Raw genomic sequence first — 16,708 nt, 5'->3', positions numbered from 1 at the left:
TTTTGGCTAGTTTTTGGAATTATTATTTGGTAACTCAATGGTGAAAGTGGTTCCTATTCCTTCCTCGGCGTGTACTTTTAGATCACCACCATGTCCTTTTGTAACAATATCATAACTCAAACTTAAGCCTAGTCCCGTCCCTTCTCCTGTTGGTTTGGTCGTGAAAAAGGGTTGAAATATTTTATCGATCACATCTTTAGGAATACCATCAGCATTATCTTTTACTGTAATTTTGATATTATTTTTTTCTGTCAATGTTCTAATGAAAACCGTTGGATTATACTTGGAAGCCGAAGTATTATCGTAGGCTAGATCTGCTTCCATTGATTTCTTTTTGCGCTCATTGCAGGCGTAAAAAGCATTCGTAATCAAGTTCAGAATTACCCTGCCTATATCCTGAGGGATCACATGGATCATATCCATATTTTCATCAAAATCGGTTTCAAGGGTTGCATTAAAGGACTTATCTTTCGCACGCAATCCATGATAGGCTAGACGTAGATATTCATCTGCCAGCTTATTAATATCCGTTAGTTCTTTTTCGGCTGTACTTTTGCGACTGTGCTGAAGCATTCCTTTTACAATCGCATCAGCACGCTTCCCGTGATGATTAATTTTTTCTAAATTTTGCTTGATATCATTGGCTATAAATCTTGCTTCTTCCAGATCACCTTTTTCTATTTCTTCATTCATCTCATCAATAAGCTCGTTACTCACTTCACTGAAATTATTGACGAAGTTGAGTGGATTCTGAATTTCGTGAGCAATTCCGGCTGTAAGTTCTCCGAGGGATGCCATTTTCTCTGATTGAATGAGTTGTTTCTGAGTGGTTTTGAGGTCGGAAAAAGCTTGTTCCAATTTTGTGAAATCTTCATATCGAGAGTAGGCAATCGAAAAAGATTCGGAAAGATTTCTAACCAGGTCAATTTGTTCTTTGTTTAAGGGTTCTAGATTTCCCACATAGAGCATACCTTGTGAAAATGGTACGAAATGGAGATGCAAAGATTCAGGAGCTTCATCACTACCTTGATATCCTTCGCTGGTCTCTATTTTACCGAGATCTTTAAGTGAAAGAGTCCATTGGATAAATTCTTCTCGATTCCAATGTGTTTTGTACACTTCCTTTTGTTGCCAAGCTGAGACGGAATTTTTCGTTAATTCACTTGTTGTAAAGTCTAGATTCATTAACCCCAATGATTTCCCACTCGGATCAGAAAGAAAGACCTGAATATTTTGCTTTTCTTCCTCTATTATAAAAATACCACAGCGGAAAAAAGGTACGCCGAGATTGGTCAGTTCATGCCATATGATTGGGGTGATTCTATTCAGGTCCTCTGTAGATCGCATACTGGCGATTTCACCTCTGACCCTGTCCAGGGAGGACTGCTTATTCGCTTCTTTTTCTCTCTTTTCAGACTCTATTAATTCCCTGTATCGTTGATAGGTCAGACCAAATACTTTTGCAAACCGGCTGTAGATTTTACCAGATGAATCTGAAATTTCATTTTTTGTAAAAGCAAATAGAGCTCCTTCATTGAACATGAAACAAGTGTTAAAGTGCCGCAGCTTAGTAATATGAGAGATAGGTAGTTTATAACTCAGCTCGCCCCTGATTGCCTGGTAGTAGCTTTCACCGTCCTTTCCTGCCAGTTCATATTGGGTCTGAGGTACACCGCTTTTCCAGCCATCGAATACCCCTTCTAATAAAGGATGAATCGTCATATCAATCTGGCCGGAAACACTAATAATTTCATCATTGTTTGTGGTTGATGTGGTCCATACGTCCATAACTTTATTCTCCTGAATGATTAAAATACCACAGCGCATGGCTTCCATTCCTAATTTTTCTATCTCGTTAAATAGAACTGTGGTTGCCTCACCAATATCCTTGCTGCTGCGCATGGCCATAGCCTTAGAACGTACCCTTTCTAATGCAGCTTCGATTTGAGATTCACGTGTTTGAGCTTCCGCTTTCTGAAGGTCCAGAAATCTCTGATAAGCCAGATCAAATGCATTTGCCATTTTGATGAGGATGAGTTTGCTATCCTTATCAGGTTCTTGTAAATGGTCAAAAGTTAGAAAACCATTGGTTATTCGGCCACAAGCTCCCCATTGATAGGTCAGTTCACCAGCACCTATCGCTTTCTGAAATTCCTTTGCGATGGCTGGATTTATTTGTTTCCATTCTTTGACGGCTTCTTTTAATCTGGGCAAATCATACTCAAGTATGACGTATGGTTTCTTGCTTTTGTAAGTATTCCAAATTTCTTTTCCCAGCAGGGTATATTTATCATGCTTATATCTTGTCAACTTTGCTTCGTGTTGTCCAATATTACCAGGACTGGAAAAATCCCACCATGTAACATAACCATCATCATCAAAAAGTACAATTCCTGCTCCCGCAAATCCGGTTACATCCAAATTACTGACCTGGTCCCATAGGACACGATTAACTTTTTCGAAGTCCTCAGATGTGTGCATGGCCATGGCTTCTGCTCTTACCCTTTCTACAGCAACTTCAATCTGCGCTTGTCTTGCCTGTTCTTCTGCTTTTTGCAAGTCCATAAAACGTATGTAGACTTGCTCAAACAACCTGGAAAATTTCATTAATACTTCAGCCTGCTCACCGTCCAATACTTTTCCATTAAACTCATTGACCATGATTGTGGAATGCCTGGCAAATGCAGTTGACAAAGCATACGTTTTGCTTTGCCATACACTCTCTTTAATTTCTTCAGGTAAATTTTTTAACGCAGTGTTGTTAAAAACAAATTCATAGTACTTATTTTTTTCTTCTTCCGAATAAACTTTGCTATGATAGCCTGACTCTTTGCGACTTTTGGCTTTGAGGATATCGTCAATAAAGGCATTGCTAAAATAAGGAAGATTAAAATTCATAGCTTTTAATCCATTTTCACTTTCCCCACATCCAAAGACATTCCAATCCTTTGATCCTTCTTTAAACGTTGCCAGAGTCACTGAGCCTATGGGAAAATCTAATTCCTTTAATTTCTCAAAAAGTACAGTCACTACTTCATGGAGTTGATCAGACTTAGTCACTGCCAATGAACGCGAGCGAACTTTCTCAAGCGCCGCCTCGATCTGAGCTTTTCTAGCTTGAACCTCAGCTTTTTGAAGGTCTAGAAAACGAGTGTAAGTTTGATCGAAAACTTTTGCAAAACGCTTAAAAATATCATCTACACCTTGTTTTGGCTCCAATGTTATAAACAACAAATTTCCATGAGAAAAATTTGCCACATAATGCACTTGGCGTTCTGGCAATGGATGACCGGCAGCAAGAGAAATTTCAAAAGCTTCATTTAATGACGGGAAGGATCTGAGGTAATTTAAATAAGATTTCATGGTTTGACCCTTGAGATCCTTTTTTATAAATTCCTTTCCATCTTTCCAGGATTGGAATTGTTCCAGATGCCACTTGTTTTCTGAGATAGGCATAGTAAAAGGTGGGTTCACTGAGCCGTCAGCATTACACATCCAGGAAATCAGATCGGCCTCATCTTCACTCCATATTGTAAAACCACTACTAAAGGTGTCAATTCCCAATGCTTTAGTTTGGAAGTATATCAGAGATGCTACTTCTGCTAATTCATCACTATGTTGCATGGCCATCGTTCTACCACGAACCTTTTCCAGCGCATGTTCTATTTGTGCTTCCCTTGCTTGGGCTTCAGCCTTCTTTAAATCTAAAAATCGAATGTAAGCCTGTTCAAAAACCTTTGCGAACCGAACGAAGATCTCTTCATTTTCATAAGTTTCGGTCGTAATGACCAACAGATAACCATATTTAAAGTAGGCCGCATGCCACTTTTGCCATTTAGGGAAATCAATACCTGCTTCCAACATTCCTTGAAATACAGGTTGAACAGAAGGAACAGTCAGCATATAACGGTAATGCTCTTCTAAGTCTTCGCCCCCTTTTTCAATGGTCAATAGTTCTAATTGATCTAGAAAACCTTGATACATAGCAATGTGTGCGGGGTCGACCGTATTGGGCATTTTTAAATTTGGCAAAACTCCGCCATGATTTACGAACCAAAATTCATCTGAGTCCGAATTAACCTCGCAAAATGCAAAACCAGTTCCCCAAAGATCTCCTTCCAGACCCGTTAATTGTTCATACAATACTTCTGCAACCTCACCAATTTCAATACTCTGATGCATGGCCATTGCTCTGCTTCGGACTTTCTCTAATTCTAGTTCTATTTTAACTTCAAATGCCTGTCTTTCAGACTTCTGAAGATCTAAAAATCTGCGATGTGCTAAATCAAATGTGCTGGCAAATCTTTCCAGTAATTGGAGAGCATCAGCCGAAGGGTATTCGACTACACCAGGAAGACTATAACCAATTTCCCCATGAGTCGTTCGAGCCATCACAAACGTTAATCCGCCGATATGTCGTATGTCATCTTGGGTTGGAGCATTAGGGTCTAGTTTTTTAAAATTGCCCAAAGAGACCATTCTATCTATATAGTCGACAGCGACCTCTGTACCCATTGCAAGTACATGCACAGGTTCATCACTCTTCTCCCATGCCACTGTTTGTTCATATTTAGTGTGAAAATCGCGTGGCAAATTCATAACCATCCCCACTCTTGAGCCATCTCCAGATGTCATCGCTTTTTCGTAGCGATCATCTAGCCACATCATATGCCAAAAATAGTGCGCTTCGTGACCCAATTTGACGAACTCTTTTCGCATGGTAACCACGATGTCCTGGAGATCTGCCGATTCTCTCATACCTACAGCCTCGGCACGAATGCGTTGCAAAGCACTCTCTATCTCTAGTGCTCTATTCCTTTGCTCTAATTCTACAGTACGCTCTTGTACTGCTTTTTGTAATTTGAGATTTTCTTCTTTAAGCGTATCAATACCAAACGCCTCTCCTTCCTCTGTTTTCGAATCAGGAAATGAACCGTGCTGGTGCAAGACGATCCACGTATCTCCATTTTTCTGCATCAATGAAGAAAGTCTGATGGGTGCATAATATAGCCATTCATCTTCTGACTTAACAAACAAATCTCCCAGCTCGTGAGCCATGAAATAAGGTGGGTACGAATTGACTTGAACTTTCTTATTCCGTACTTCGGCATTGCCCACCATCTGATCAATCATTTCTTTGGTATAATCGAGAATATCTTTTTTGCTATTCCAGATTTCCTCTTCAGTGGTGCCGATATTCTTATAGTCGTCCGTTATAAAAGTCCCCCATTTCTTCAGATCACCTTCAAAATACGTATCCCAGTAATTCTGTAAAAATTCCTTTATTTCTGTTTCTACACTGCTATCTATGGCCATTAATATATTAGGGTCTGTATATTCTTTATATAAATTTCTGCACCTATTCTATTGAGGAAGCAGTTTGAAAAGATAAGTAAGATAGTGATTACTTAAGAAAGTAGTCTGTCTTCTTCTAATGGATTCTGACGTTGAACCGTTCGCTACTATTAAGAGTACAGATAAGGACTTTGTAAGATTGCCCTTAAATCTGAATATCAAGAGGATTAATCTGTAGTTCCCTTGACTTGACGAGTATAATCATCTTCATCAAAGGTCCCAATGGAAACTTTTATCAATCCTTCCTCATCTAAAGTCCACCTTTCGAAACCACTAAATTCGACGCTGTTTCCTGTACCTCCGGGACCAGTGTTTGTCCCGATAAAACTCCAATGATAATCTGTAAACGATGACTCCTGTACTAAGCTATCCATTGTCAATTGCAAATCTGGAAAAGCGTCCATAAATCCTTTGGTGAATTCCGTAATTTCATTCCTTCCAGTATAAGGTTCACCCTCATTTACAATGAGTGCACCTTGTTCTGAAAAGAAAGAAGCTACATTTTCCGGATTTTGGCTGTTCCATGCCTCAGTATAACGCTGACCAAATTCGTGTAATTTTTCTTGCTGCGTGTTCATAGAATCATGCTTACAACTGATTAGAATAAAAAACAATGCATTTAAAATAAGAAGGTTTCGTTTCATAATTTTGCGTTTTAATAGCCATACAGTTATTTCTAAAACTTACTGTAGACAAGTTCCCAATATAAATTTTCTACTGCTGGTTTTATTTTGAATGATTTTAAGAGTAAAAAAAGAGATTTTCTACGTGATTCAGAGATTGTCATGAATTCCTGTTTTTCAATTCTGTGTCGATCTGTTCGATCAAGTCCTCAAGCTGCTTTTCAAGCTGCTGATAGCGACCCACCATAAAATTTTTCGAAAACACAATATTTCGCAGCAGACCATGAAAAGCATAATCACTCTGTAATGCTTTCAAATCCAAGGGATAACCGCTTACCCACATCGTATCTATCACAATTTTAGCATTCACTTGCGGTAATACCTCATTCATTTGAATCTTGGTTTCGAAGTTAGTCTCTATTCTTTCGATATAAGGATAGCGCTCAGAGTATAGTTTCGTAATATTCCTCCTTAGACTATCGTTTTGTACAAGGTCGAAACCTATGGAACTGAGGTTGTCATAGGCTGAAGTATTCATGAGCTGTGAAGTTGCACCCCATAGGCCTCCATATGACAATCGCAATGAATCGTGAAAGGTTGTACGCTCTTCCAAGTGGCGAAGTACTACTTTACTTCCTTTGTGAAGTTGTTGATTAATATTGATATTATATCGGCAGTCTACCAGGTCATCAACCAAGTTTTGCTTCATCTCAGCAAGTAGAGAAAGTTCCTTGTCGCCGTCTTTTCTTGCCGTATTCCAATTATTCAACCAGAGTGCAATCAGAATTCCGATAACGACCAGCACGATCTCACCGATCGCATAGATTAAATACTTGCCGGCTCGTCCTTCAGCTAGCAGTTTAACACGAATTTTTCTAAAGAATCTGAGCATTCATTGGGGTTTGTGTTGTATTTGTAGGACGTCATACTTCAGCGCGAACATACCTATTCGACTTTAAGGTCGATGTTCTATACTAAGACGAATATAAGATTTTTTGATGTCATTGTTGGCTAACTACCGCGATTTGCGTCACAAGGCAACATTGACCTAAAAATTTCCTTTTAGCTCCTCATCGATCAGCGAGATACAGCTCTGCACACTGACTTTTAAATGTTTATACCAATTCAACACATGACCTCGATAAAATATGCCCATTTTCAATGCATTATTGAAATCGTGGTTTTCAAATATCCTTGACTGATCAATGAGATCAGCGCTTTTCCAAAACTCATCGAGGCGAATTTCTTTCGATAGTTCAGGTATAAAAGTGAAATACTGAAATGGATGATCATCCTGTTTCTCGAAATCGATCAGATTGTGAAAAGTAAAGGAGTACAATTTCGTGATTTCTTGCCTTAATGAATCATTAGAAATGATTTCAATGCCTTTTGACTTTAAGTTTTCGTAGGCACTAGTATTAGGCAGCGTTCTTGTGGCACCTATAAGGTTAGCAAAATGAAATTTGAGCGTATCAGAATATGGTATTTCCTTTTCTACAAAATAGATTACGACTTCAGCTGAACGATATTTGCTCTCATTGAAATCTATATTAAACTGGATATCATCTAGGTCGAATTCTAGATTGGTTTTGATCTCCCTGAGATATTTCTCTTCGATTTTACGTTGTTGGTTATCATTGTTCCAGTTATTGATTTGTAGTGCGATAAGTATACCGATGACAACGAGAACGATTTCGCCAATTGCGTACTTTAAGTAGCGAGTGACTTTGCCGTCTTCCAGGGATTTGGATCTAAGTTTTCGGAAGAATTTAAGCATCAATAAGAGTTTAGGTTTTAGGTTATTCAACATAAATGTCGATGCCCTAACTCTGGACGAATATAGTATTTTTTCTATGTCAATGATGTCTTAAAGCTATGATTTACACATCCAAGCAACATTGACCTAAAGTATTCTATTATTGCTTATCTAAAGTATACACATCTTTCATGACTGCGATCTTACCATCATCCTTAGCCACTGCATTGGATGTAAACATCATGACTCCACTAGATCCTCCTGACAGTCCATGTCTCAGTACCATTTCGAACTCCTGTTTGTTAATCCTTCGTGGATCATCATATGCCTGTACTATTGGCCATACTTTTGGGTAAGATTCTTTTTGAATTTCAAGGCGCTTACTTAACCAATCTATATTTTCACTTACCCAATCTGGCTTTCTACCCATCTTTGCATGGTATACCATGGGAGAAAACACATCGATGGTTCCTTTTAATAAATCATAATCTAAACCTAAAAGGCGACGATTGGCGCCATCAAATTCCTGATCGTCCCAAGGGCAATGGTAGAGACCAAGGAGTGCCTCCGGCCTGATTTCGTTGATAATGCTCTTGATCTCCACAGCCCAATCAAGAATCACTTTGCATCGCCAGTCACGCCAGGTCAAATCATGATTTTCCAGTATCCACTCTGCCCTTTCAGAGACGGTTCCTTCTGGTATTTTAAGTTCGGAATTTTCCGAAAAAGTCTTGACACAGTGTTCACAAAAGCACGTTTCAGGCAGAATTGGCTCTGGCTCCTCAAACTGGGCATGAAAATGCACATAATCCATCCAAACACCATCCAGTTCATACTCTTGTAAAAGATTCCGAAGGAGGTTAAATCGGTAACTTCGAAAATTGGGCTCTGTAGGACATACACCCATGAACCAGGAGGCAGGTTTTACTTTTTCACCTTTTTCATTGATAGCCCAGGCTTCAGGGTGCTTGTTTACATAACCTTTGCCGTTTAAAGTCGCGAATTCAGCAAATACCTTTGAGCCTTCAGATCTGGCTCGAGTGATGATTTCATGATTGACTGACCCGCTATGGATAAAAACAGCATTGATACCCAGTTCATTAAGCTTCAAACCTTTATCCCAAAAAGCAGTGGGATTTCCATAGATGCCTTTAATTACAGGAGTTTTATCGGGTCTTTGTTTACAGGATATCAATGAAATTAGACCTATAATAAGGAAAAGTAAAATATAGTGACATCTATTTTTAAGCATCGTTGTGCTTTTGGTTAATCCCTAGTCTGTGAAAGCCAGACATTCTTAATGAGATTGCATTTTCTATAAAATTTGGTAAAAACATCATGTGGGCTCGTTCAATGAGGTTAGTTAATAATCGAGGCCTTTAATCTAATTTCAGTATACTTAAAATTTCGGGCACTTAAATTTACTCTGAAGATTTTAAAATTCATATAGGCTTATTGAGATCTTATTGATTAATCCTGTAAGGATATGTTTTTTTTAGGTCAATGCTAGCCAAAAATTATTTCAATATAAATCATAAAATCTGATAAAACGAGTTTCCATCAAAGCGGAATACCGCTCCTGGTGATTCTCCGGCAAAAAGTAGATGGCCATCTTTTGTTTTGAATATCGTCCATATAATTTCACTCGTCACACCTTGATCTTCGCCATATATGGTAAACTCTTCTGTAACTTGATTATACGACCAGATCCCGGAATAAGCGGTTCCAAACCACATTAAGCCTGATGTGTCCTGCTCGATAGAAAATGCCCGGTCCAGTCTACTCGAAGTTCCTTGTCCTACATCGAGGTTATGCTTTCTTGTAAAATTCTGGACTTTAACCCCATCGTATATGAATATTCCAGCACCATTATCGGCCATCCAAAGATCACCATCTATGTCTACAAAAATGTCTCTTATACCTATATTTCTAGCATCATCTAACCTCCCCATCTCTGCTCTACCTATAGAGGTGAATGTGCCATCCTTAAGATTAAATACTTTCTCCATTGTTCCTAGCCAAATGGATTTATCTTTTCCATAATGAACCTTGGTGGTAGGATAATATAGGTTTTTATTGCTCTCATCCTGAGAAATAGGAAAATTTAGAAAGATGGTCCCTGAAAGATTAGAATGATATACACCTGGCTTTTCATAAAAGGTAGAGTTGGGATTTAATCCTCTTTGAAACCACAACTGATTGGCAACTAGAGTACTGTCCAGAAATGATTCTTTGAATCGTTCACCATCAAATCTGAAAACCCTAAGCCCATTTTCCACCCAGATGGTTCCTTCTATATCTTGATGTAAATTGCCTACAATTGTTAATCCATCCCTTTCTGAAAAATAATAAATGGAATCACCATTTGACCTGGCCACATAATCGGGTGTCGAAACCCAAACATTACCTTCTTGATCCTCCAGTATATCGCGAACACCTCTGGTCTGCTTCAATCTTAAGCTGGAATCCTCCATTATTTCCTGAGGACCCACTGCTTTCGATGAAGGGCTACTGCATGATAAGTTAAGGAATGGTGTAGAATAAAGAATGAAGAATAAGAAACACATTGCAATAGAGAAATTCATCATTGGTTTTCTTCTGAATGATTTATATTTTCCTTTCAATATTCTTCCCATTCTAAGTGTCCATCAGGATTGAGGTTTGGGTAATAGGACTTCGTTCTTCGGCGTTAACAGGGTGGATCAACATTAATGTCGATGTCCAAAACTAAATACAATATAATATTTTTTCTACTTCAATATTACCTGCTACCAAACCAGCACTTATCCCATTGGATATTATATTGCCCCTTCTTAGCTGTTGTCTGATTTTCTGAAGCCAAATTAAATTTAGCCTAGATAGTGGAAAGGCAGCTATTAGATTAGTTGGACCACGTATCACTTTGGATCATATGGGAAATATAGAATTAGCAAGTATGCTCTTTACGCTATGTGAGAAATCGTACTTATTGTGATCGGCATTTTGATCGCACTGAATATTAATAATTGGAATGAAGTAATAGAGACAGAGATCAAGAAAAGATCATACTGGAAACTTTATTATCAGACTTGAAAGCTAATAAGATAGTGAGAGATGAGGTTGCGAAGGATCTCTGGCATCAAGTGATAGAATACAACTATTGAAAAATGAGAACCTGAAACAGAAAATAATAGGATGTTCAGCTTATATACACTTGTATAAAGAGCGAGACAATTTGGTAAGAAGTATTGTGATTAATGAGATTAGACCACGTCTTGAAAAACATATTTCACTTCAAAAAAGTTGAAATGTACCAGAGTCCTTTGAATCTGATCTATCTCAGGTGTTTTACAGTTGTCTAGTTAGCAACAATTATATCAACAGACTTTTTCAGTCCAGCGATGCCGTAATTCGATTACAAAATTTGAATATGGTCAATGAAATATTGATAATAGAAATAGCCACAGAATTAAAAATCCGATTCCATTAATATTTTTGAACTAGACTAACAATATGTAAGGTTTAATAAACAATTTATAAACGAAAAAGTATGCCTTTACTTACCAAGTAATGTATTCGATTGCGAACTATAAGAACCGAAGCGCACGAGGTTGCCGAAGGGGCAAATACATTTTAAACATAAACAACTACAACCTACATTCCTCCGAATATATGTGCAACTCAAGTTAGACCAGAAGACATGCTTTGCCCTAAGTCCGTGTTTAAATACTATGAATTTAAGCAAATTAAGTATGTAACTTTTCAGTAGGTGATATAATGAAAAAAGCCTCACAATTTAAACTGTAAGGCTTCTATATCTTAGTCAATAAATTCGATTAGCTACCGAATTTCTCGAGTCTGTATTTCGCTCCTAGAATCTCATTTCTTCTCCTAACAGAAGGCTTTTCGTAATTCTTACGATTTCTAAGCTCCTTAATGATCTTAGTATCTCTTAATTTTCTCTTATATCTTTTAAGAGCTCTGTCTATTGATTCTTCTTCTTTTACGTTAATTATCAACATGTTATAAAATAATTCTAGTTTTTATTTTTTAAATCTTCCTAATTTGGAGCCGCGAATGTACAACAATATATTGAATTATGCAACTATTCTACCTGCTTCAACCAAAAATTGTTCACTCCTTCGCCCTGGGTGATCTCTAACATTTGCAAATTCAACATTTCCAAAAGAGCCAAAAAAGTGACAATCGCATGAACCCTGTTTTCAAGATTCTGAAAGATTTCCTTGAATTGAAGTCGGGATTTAGCTCGAAACTTACCCGAAATGTAATCCTGTTGATCGTCAATATTATAATGGTAATCCACAATCTGATGTACGGCCCGCTGCTTTTTATCTTCGAATTGGTCCAGCACTTTTTGAAAGGCTTTCATTAGATTATAAAGCGTTAGATTTTCCAGCTCTTCATCCACTAAAGCCTTTTCAGCGATCTGTTTTAACTCTTTGGAGATATTACCGCGATAAAGCTTTTGCGCCCGCAGTTTTTCAAGTTTTTGAAACTCGGGAATCAATGCCTTAAACTGCTTGTATTCCAATAGCTTCTGAACCAATTCAGTCCTGGGATCTATCTCATTGCCTTCTTCATCTACTGCCTTCCTGGGTATCAACATTTTCGCCTTGATTCTCATTAGAGTAGCTGCGACCAGGATAAACTCGCTGGCCACTTCGATATCTAATTCCTCCAGATTTTGAATGTATTCCAGAAAGTCTTTGGTGAGTTTTGAAATCGGTATGTCATTGATATCCAGCTCATCACGTTCTATGAAAAATAGGAGCAGATCGAATGGTCCCTCGAATTGTTGAAGATGAACTGTATAGCTCATTTACTTCCACTTAATGTTGCATCCTCCCGAAGGATATTGCTTGTCGGGAGCAGGTTCGCCTTCCAGCATTTGATCTAATGCCTGACGAATATCTTTCCCCGTCACTTCTTTTCCGGAATTAGGCCTGGAATCATCTATTCTGCCCCGATAGTACAACCGGTCGTCTTCATCAAAAACATAAAGGTCAGGCGTGCATGCAGCATCATATGCCTTGGCCACATCTTGAGATTCATCATACAGATAAGGAAAATTATAGCCTGTTTCCTGTGCATGCTTTTTCATCAATTCCGGGCCATCCTGTGGGTAGTTGTCCACATCATTCGATGAAATGGCTACAAAACCGATTCCCTTTTCTTTGTAATCTGACGCAAGTTGAACGAGCTGTTCGTTGACATGGATGACGTATGGACAATGGTTACAGATGAACATCACTACGGTACCATTTGCACCTTTGATGTTGTTGTATGTCAATGTTTCATCTGAAATGGTATCCGGAAGTGAGAAATCCGGGGCTTTTGTTCCGAGTTCGAGCATGGTGGATTCTGTGAATGCCATCGTAAAGGTTTAGTTTTAAAAATAAATGCCGTTAGTTCATGGAACCAACAAAGTGCAAAGATAATGGTTTTCTCTGCGTTTGATTCTGAACGACACTTTAAATTTATCAAGAACATTGGAGTGATCATCAAGTAAAATCGAAGATGATCATTCCTTCTCCATCATCATCTGAAAATACACTTCTTCTTGCTCTCCAGGCATCTGTATCAATCTCATCTCGGTTGCATTTTTCTCTGCATTCTTAGTTTGGTCCCCAAAGGCTACATCAAACTCAAATCGCTCACCAACTTTCAAGGTGAATTTGGTCACTCTTATAAAACCTTCATTGACTCGCTCCGTACTTAAAGTCCAATTTTCTTGTCCTGAAAAGAGGGTGTCGTTTCTTATGAATTCATAATCGACTATGTTTTCACCAAAATCGAATGATCCTAAATCACCTTGTTCCTCGACAACATCCTCATCTAAGAAGCCTCCATTGTCATATGCATAAATGGTGATCATCTCATTGACTTGCCATAATCCTTCAATGGAATTGCTAGCCTGTTTTTCATCCTTCACGCAGGCGATTAGCATCAGCGAAACCAGGAGTAAGCTGTAAATTGGATATGTCTTCATACCCTCATTAACGATTGACAACCACATTTCATTCCAGGTCAAGGTGTAAAATTCAATTTCTGATCACTGCTTCAGCTTCTATTTCAACCAAATAGTCATCCCCCACTAAATCCGCCTGAACCAGCGTGTTTGCAGGATATATTCCATTAAATCGAGATCCATGTGCCCTCGCCACAGCTTCCCAGTCTTTCATTCTTTTTACAAAAATTCTGGTCCGCACCACTTCTTCCAGGCTACTTCCAAAGGATAGAAGAACCCCTTCGATTTTATCAATAATAAAATGGGTCTGAGAAGCAGGATCGTCGCCACCAATTAAATGAGCACCATGTGTTGCGGTAGTTCCAGAAACATGAATTCGATCTCTAGATTTAACCGCTCTGCAATATCCGGCAAATTCCTCCCAAGGAGTTCCACTAAAAATCCTGGCATCATGACTACCGTCAGCTATGACCTCATACACCTTTGGAAAAGCCTCAAGATGATGACTTAAGTCTCCAGACGCTGTCAGAAATGGAGGTTTTCTGTATTCATCTCCACAATTACCGGGAATGGGGTTAAGTTTCGATTGTGTCTCTTTTATTTGTTCAATGTCTTCTTGATCTAAATCTATTTCTAAAATCTTGAGATTGTCGCGGATATGGTTGCGTTGTCCCAATCTTGCGCCTATGATGACTGCAGCTACCGCCTCATTCTCCAGTACAAATCTACTCGCGATATTGGCCACAGAGACCGAATGCTTGTCGGCCACCTTTCTAGCAGCTTGAAGCAAATTTTGAAAGAGATCCCATCCTCCTGCTGCATCAATAAATCGCTTGTATTTCATTTCCGACCAGGTCTCCAAATCCTCCATATTGGGCTCTTTTTTACCGAGCCATTTGTCTGTCAGAAAGCCTCCTGCAAGAGTTCCGAAAGCTAGAATTTTGCATCCTGAAGCCAGGCAAACCTCCTTCATTTTTCCTTCCGCTCTTCGATCAAGTAATGAATGGCAGATCTGATTGCTGACAATTGGGATGCCGCTGTCTAGAGCCATCTTTAAATGGATGTGGTCAAAATTTGTAACACCCAGATGATTGAACTGGCCATTTTGTCTGATTTTTTCCAAATATTGCAAACCATCAATCCAACTGGGATCAGCATACTGCCAGGCATGAAATTGGAGTAAATCAATACTATTCTCTTTTAATCTGTGGTAAGAAAGGTCAATGGCCTTTTCTACGTCCTGCAAAGTGATCTTTCCTGGGTGAGGTACCCATTTCGTGAAAAGTTTCGCGCTCTTTCCCTGCTCAAAATGACGCTTAAACTCGCCTGCAATCAACTCACTGGATCCATAATGATCTGCCATGTCAAAAGCATACAATCCATTTTCGACATATGGAACCATGTGCTGGGCAGTCCCTTTGGGATCGAGAATAGTGTCCTTTCTTTCCATATCGGCAATTTGCCAAAGGCCCGTAATAATTCTCGGAATCTGAAGGTTAGCAGCCAAAGTAGCCTCTTTTTCTAATCTCATTCTTTCGGAAGTTTTTTAAAATGATGATAAAGATTTGTTCCGGTGTTTTTTAATTGTCTCCATTTGATAAAATATATGATACTTGCAATCACTATGACGATGATCCATACATAGGTAGAATGAAAATACCAGGCATCCAAATCCTTGGAGAGGTCTTTATAGGTATGCATGACCAGAAAGACCAGAAGCAGAAGTAATCCTGTGGATGCAATGGCAATTTGTAACTTCCTATTCTTAAATATCTTGATTTCAGCATGGATCTTACTGTTTACCTTTGGAATATACAGCAAGGTCAAACTCATCAAAATGAAATTGATCAACATGGAAGTGACCATAATGTCGATACCCAGGAAGAAATCACTTGCAAAGTGCGAACCCAGAACACCTATGCTGGAAATCAATCCAGCTACAATCAAGGCCACATAAGGCGTTTGAAATTTGGGATGAATATTTTCGACACGCTTTGGGAAAATGCCATCTCTTGACCATGCGAACATCAATCTGGAGACTGAAAGCAGCATGGCTGGCAGATCGTTAATCAATGCAATCACAGCCCCAAGTAAAATCGCCACTCCTAAATAACCGGGTAGTACATAAATCAATAGGCCTGGTGCCGTTATATCTTTGAACAGGGACTCTTCAGCAATAAAGCTCCAGGGCACAATCCGGTAGACCGAAGCAGCGAAAAGAAAGTAAAATATCCCGACTCCAAGAATGGCAATCAGAATGGCTCTTGGTAAGTTTTTGGAAGGATTTTTGGCTTCACCTCCGGCCTGAGCAATGGAGTCAAAGCCAATAAAGCTTGAAAACATAAGAGCAGCGGCCGACAGGAATATTTTCCAGTCAAAATTGGCATTTGCAAGTGGGATGAATGATCTTCCATCCCTTTCTATAAGACCTTGCAGAAATGAATTTTGATCAAAAACCAATCCTGCGATGATAACGATACTTGCCAGTAAAATCATGATGTACATCATCGGTAGTAAGGCTTTTTCATAGGTATCAATGCCTCTGATATTGATCCCAACAAATATCCAAATTAGACTTAAAGCGATACCCACTCGCCAAATCCCATTTTCAAGTATTTCGGCTACATTGACCCAACCTACTCCCAAAAATACATCCCGCATAAATGGAACGATGACATAGGCAATCACACCAATAACTATAGATAACCCAAACCATTGGGAAAAGCTGGCAATAAATCCCAGGTATGGGTTCAATCCCCGGCTGACATAGATGTAACTACCGCCGGCTCTGGGCATAGCCGAAGAGAGGATCGCATATGCGAAAGCCGCTAAGATGGCAGGAACAGCTGCTAGGGCAAAAGCAGGCAGTACCCACTGCGCAATGCCAGGCACATTTCGTTGAATCATAAATGGGACGATGTAGATGGATGCGCCAAACATGGAACAGATACCGGTGGCGGTCAAGGTCAACAAACCCATCTGCCTCGCCAGCTTATTTTGATCCAT

General features: G+C 39.1%; 13 protein-coding genes. 1 reads left to right on the top strand and 12 read right to left on the bottom strand.

Annotated features, from left to right (window positions below; genetic code table 11):
- Window positions 1–6 precede the first annotated feature (6 nt).
- From L2567_RS10950 to L2567_RS10925, 6 genes are all read right to left on the bottom strand, one after another.
- Entirely contained in the window at window positions 7–5,316 is a 5,310-nt protein-coding gene (locus tag L2567_RS10950; RefSeq protein ID WP_235297809.1) for an ATP-binding protein, read from the bottom strand.
- A gap of 206 nt (window positions 5,317–5,522) precedes the next feature.
- Window positions 5,523–5,999: a nuclear transport factor 2 family protein gene (locus tag L2567_RS10945; protein ID WP_235297808.1), complete on the bottom strand. Its 477-nt coding sequence runs from the start codon at window positions 5,997–5,999 to the stop codon at window positions 5,523–5,525.
- Between the two features lie 139 nt (window positions 6,000–6,138).
- Entirely contained in the window at window positions 6,139–6,870 is a 732-nt protein-coding gene (locus L2567_RS10940) for a DUF6090 family protein (RefSeq protein ID WP_235297807.1), read from the bottom strand.
- Between the two features lie 156 nt (window positions 6,871–7,026).
- Window positions 7,027–7,755, bottom strand: a complete 729-nt coding sequence (locus tag L2567_RS10935) for a DUF6090 family protein (RefSeq protein ID WP_235297806.1) — start codon at window positions 7,753–7,755, stop codon at window positions 7,027–7,029.
- 139 nt (window positions 7,756–7,894) lie between these two features.
- Window positions 7,895–8,986 carry a glycoside hydrolase family 10 protein gene (locus L2567_RS10930; protein WP_235297805.1) on the bottom strand — a complete coding sequence of 364 codons (1,092 nt, stop codon included), beginning with the start codon at window positions 8,984–8,986 and terminating at the stop codon, window positions 7,895–7,897.
- A 280-nt stretch (window positions 8,987–9,266) separates the two neighbouring features.
- The gene (locus L2567_RS10925; RefSeq protein ID WP_235297804.1) at window positions 9,267–10,322 is read right to left on the bottom strand and encodes a two-component regulator propeller domain-containing protein; all 1,056 of its coding nucleotides are present in this window, start codon (window positions 10,320–10,322) and stop codon (window positions 9,267–9,269) included.
- A gap of 382 nt (window positions 10,323–10,704) precedes the next feature.
- On the opposite strand from L2567_RS10925, the gene L2567_RS21310 reads away from it, so the two are divergent.
- Entirely contained in the window at window positions 10,705–10,806 is a 102-nt protein-coding gene (locus L2567_RS21310; protein ID WP_406626676.1) for a hypothetical protein, read from the top strand.
- Window positions 10,807–11,549: 743 nt separating this feature from the next.
- Here L2567_RS21310 and rpsU read toward each other — a convergent pair.
- From rpsU to L2567_RS10895, 6 genes are all read right to left on the bottom strand, one after another.
- Window positions 11,550–11,735, bottom strand: a complete 186-nt coding sequence (rpsU, locus tag L2567_RS10920; protein WP_235297803.1) for a 30S ribosomal protein S21 — start codon at window positions 11,733–11,735, stop codon at window positions 11,550–11,552.
- Between the two features lie 83 nt (window positions 11,736–11,818).
- Window positions 11,819–12,553, bottom strand: coding sequence for a segregation and condensation protein A (locus L2567_RS10915; protein WP_235297802.1), 735 nt, complete (start codon window positions 12,551–12,553; stop codon window positions 11,819–11,821).
- A complete protein-coding gene (locus tag L2567_RS10910) occupies window positions 12,554–13,108 on the bottom strand; it encodes a thioredoxin family protein (protein ID WP_235297801.1) in 555 nt (184 codons plus the stop codon).
- A gap of 147 nt (window positions 13,109–13,255) precedes the next feature.
- Window positions 13,256–13,723, bottom strand: coding sequence for a hypothetical protein (locus L2567_RS10905; protein WP_235297800.1), 468 nt, complete (start codon window positions 13,721–13,723; stop codon window positions 13,256–13,258).
- A gap of 52 nt (window positions 13,724–13,775) precedes the next feature.
- A complete protein-coding gene (locus tag L2567_RS10900) occupies window positions 13,776–15,233 on the bottom strand; it encodes an aldo/keto reductase (protein ID WP_235297799.1) in 1,458 nt (485 codons plus the stop codon).
- The gene (locus tag L2567_RS10895; protein ID WP_235297798.1) at window positions 15,230–16,708 is read right to left on the bottom strand and encodes an APC family permease; all 1,479 of its coding nucleotides are present in this window, start codon (window positions 16,706–16,708) and stop codon (window positions 15,230–15,232) included. The genes L2567_RS10900 and L2567_RS10895 overlap by 4 nt, the downstream gene beginning before the upstream one ends.

The organism is Portibacter marinus (assembly GCF_021533195.1).
GTDB classification, from domain to species: domain Bacteria; phylum Bacteroidota; class Bacteroidia; order Chitinophagales; family Saprospiraceae; genus Portibacter; species Portibacter marinus.
Note: the sequence above shows the minus strand (reverse complement) of the source record. Positions and strands in the feature narration are given on the sequence as shown.

Excerpts from the sequence above, each read along its gene's own strand:
- L2567_RS10950 (WP_235297809.1), bottom strand. The coding sequence starts at position 5,316 with ATGGCCATAGATAGCAGTGTAGAAACAGAAATAAAGGAATTTTTACAG.
- L2567_RS10900 (WP_235297799.1), bottom strand. The coding sequence starts at position 15,233 with ATGAGATTAGAAAAAGAGGCTACTTTGGCTGCTAACCTTCAGATTCCG.
- L2567_RS10915 (WP_235297802.1), bottom strand. The coding sequence starts at position 12,553 with ATGAGCTATACAGTTCATCTTCAACAATTCGAGGGACCATTCGATCTG.
- L2567_RS10910 (WP_235297801.1), bottom strand. The coding sequence starts at position 13,108 with ATGGCATTCACAGAATCCACCATGCTCGAACTCGGAACAAAAGCCCCG.
- L2567_RS10930 (WP_235297805.1), bottom strand. The coding sequence starts at position 8,986 with ATGCTTAAAAATAGATGTCACTATATTTTACTTTTCCTTATTATAGGT.
- L2567_RS10935 (WP_235297806.1), bottom strand. The coding sequence starts at position 7,755 with ATGCTTAAATTCTTCCGAAAACTTAGATCCAAATCCCTGGAAGACGGC.
- L2567_RS10940 (WP_235297807.1), bottom strand. The coding sequence starts at position 6,870 with ATGCTCAGATTCTTTAGAAAAATTCGTGTTAAACTGCTAGCTGAAGGA.
- L2567_RS10925 (WP_235297804.1), bottom strand. The coding sequence starts at position 10,322 with ATGATGAATTTCTCTATTGCAATGTGTTTCTTATTCTTCATTCTTTAT.
- L2567_RS10945 (WP_235297808.1), bottom strand. The coding sequence starts at position 5,999 with ATGAAACGAAACCTTCTTATTTTAAATGCATTGTTTTTTATTCTAATC.
- L2567_RS10895 (WP_235297798.1), bottom strand. The coding sequence starts at position 16,708 with ATGGATCAAAATAAGCTGGCGAGGCAGATGGGTTTGTTGACCTTGACC.
- L2567_RS10905 (WP_235297800.1), bottom strand. The coding sequence starts at position 13,723 with ATGAAGACATATCCAATTTACAGCTTACTCCTGGTTTCGCTGATGCTA.
- rpsU (WP_235297803.1), bottom strand. The coding sequence starts at position 11,735 with ATGTTGATAATTAACGTAAAAGAAGAAGAATCAATAGACAGAGCTCTT.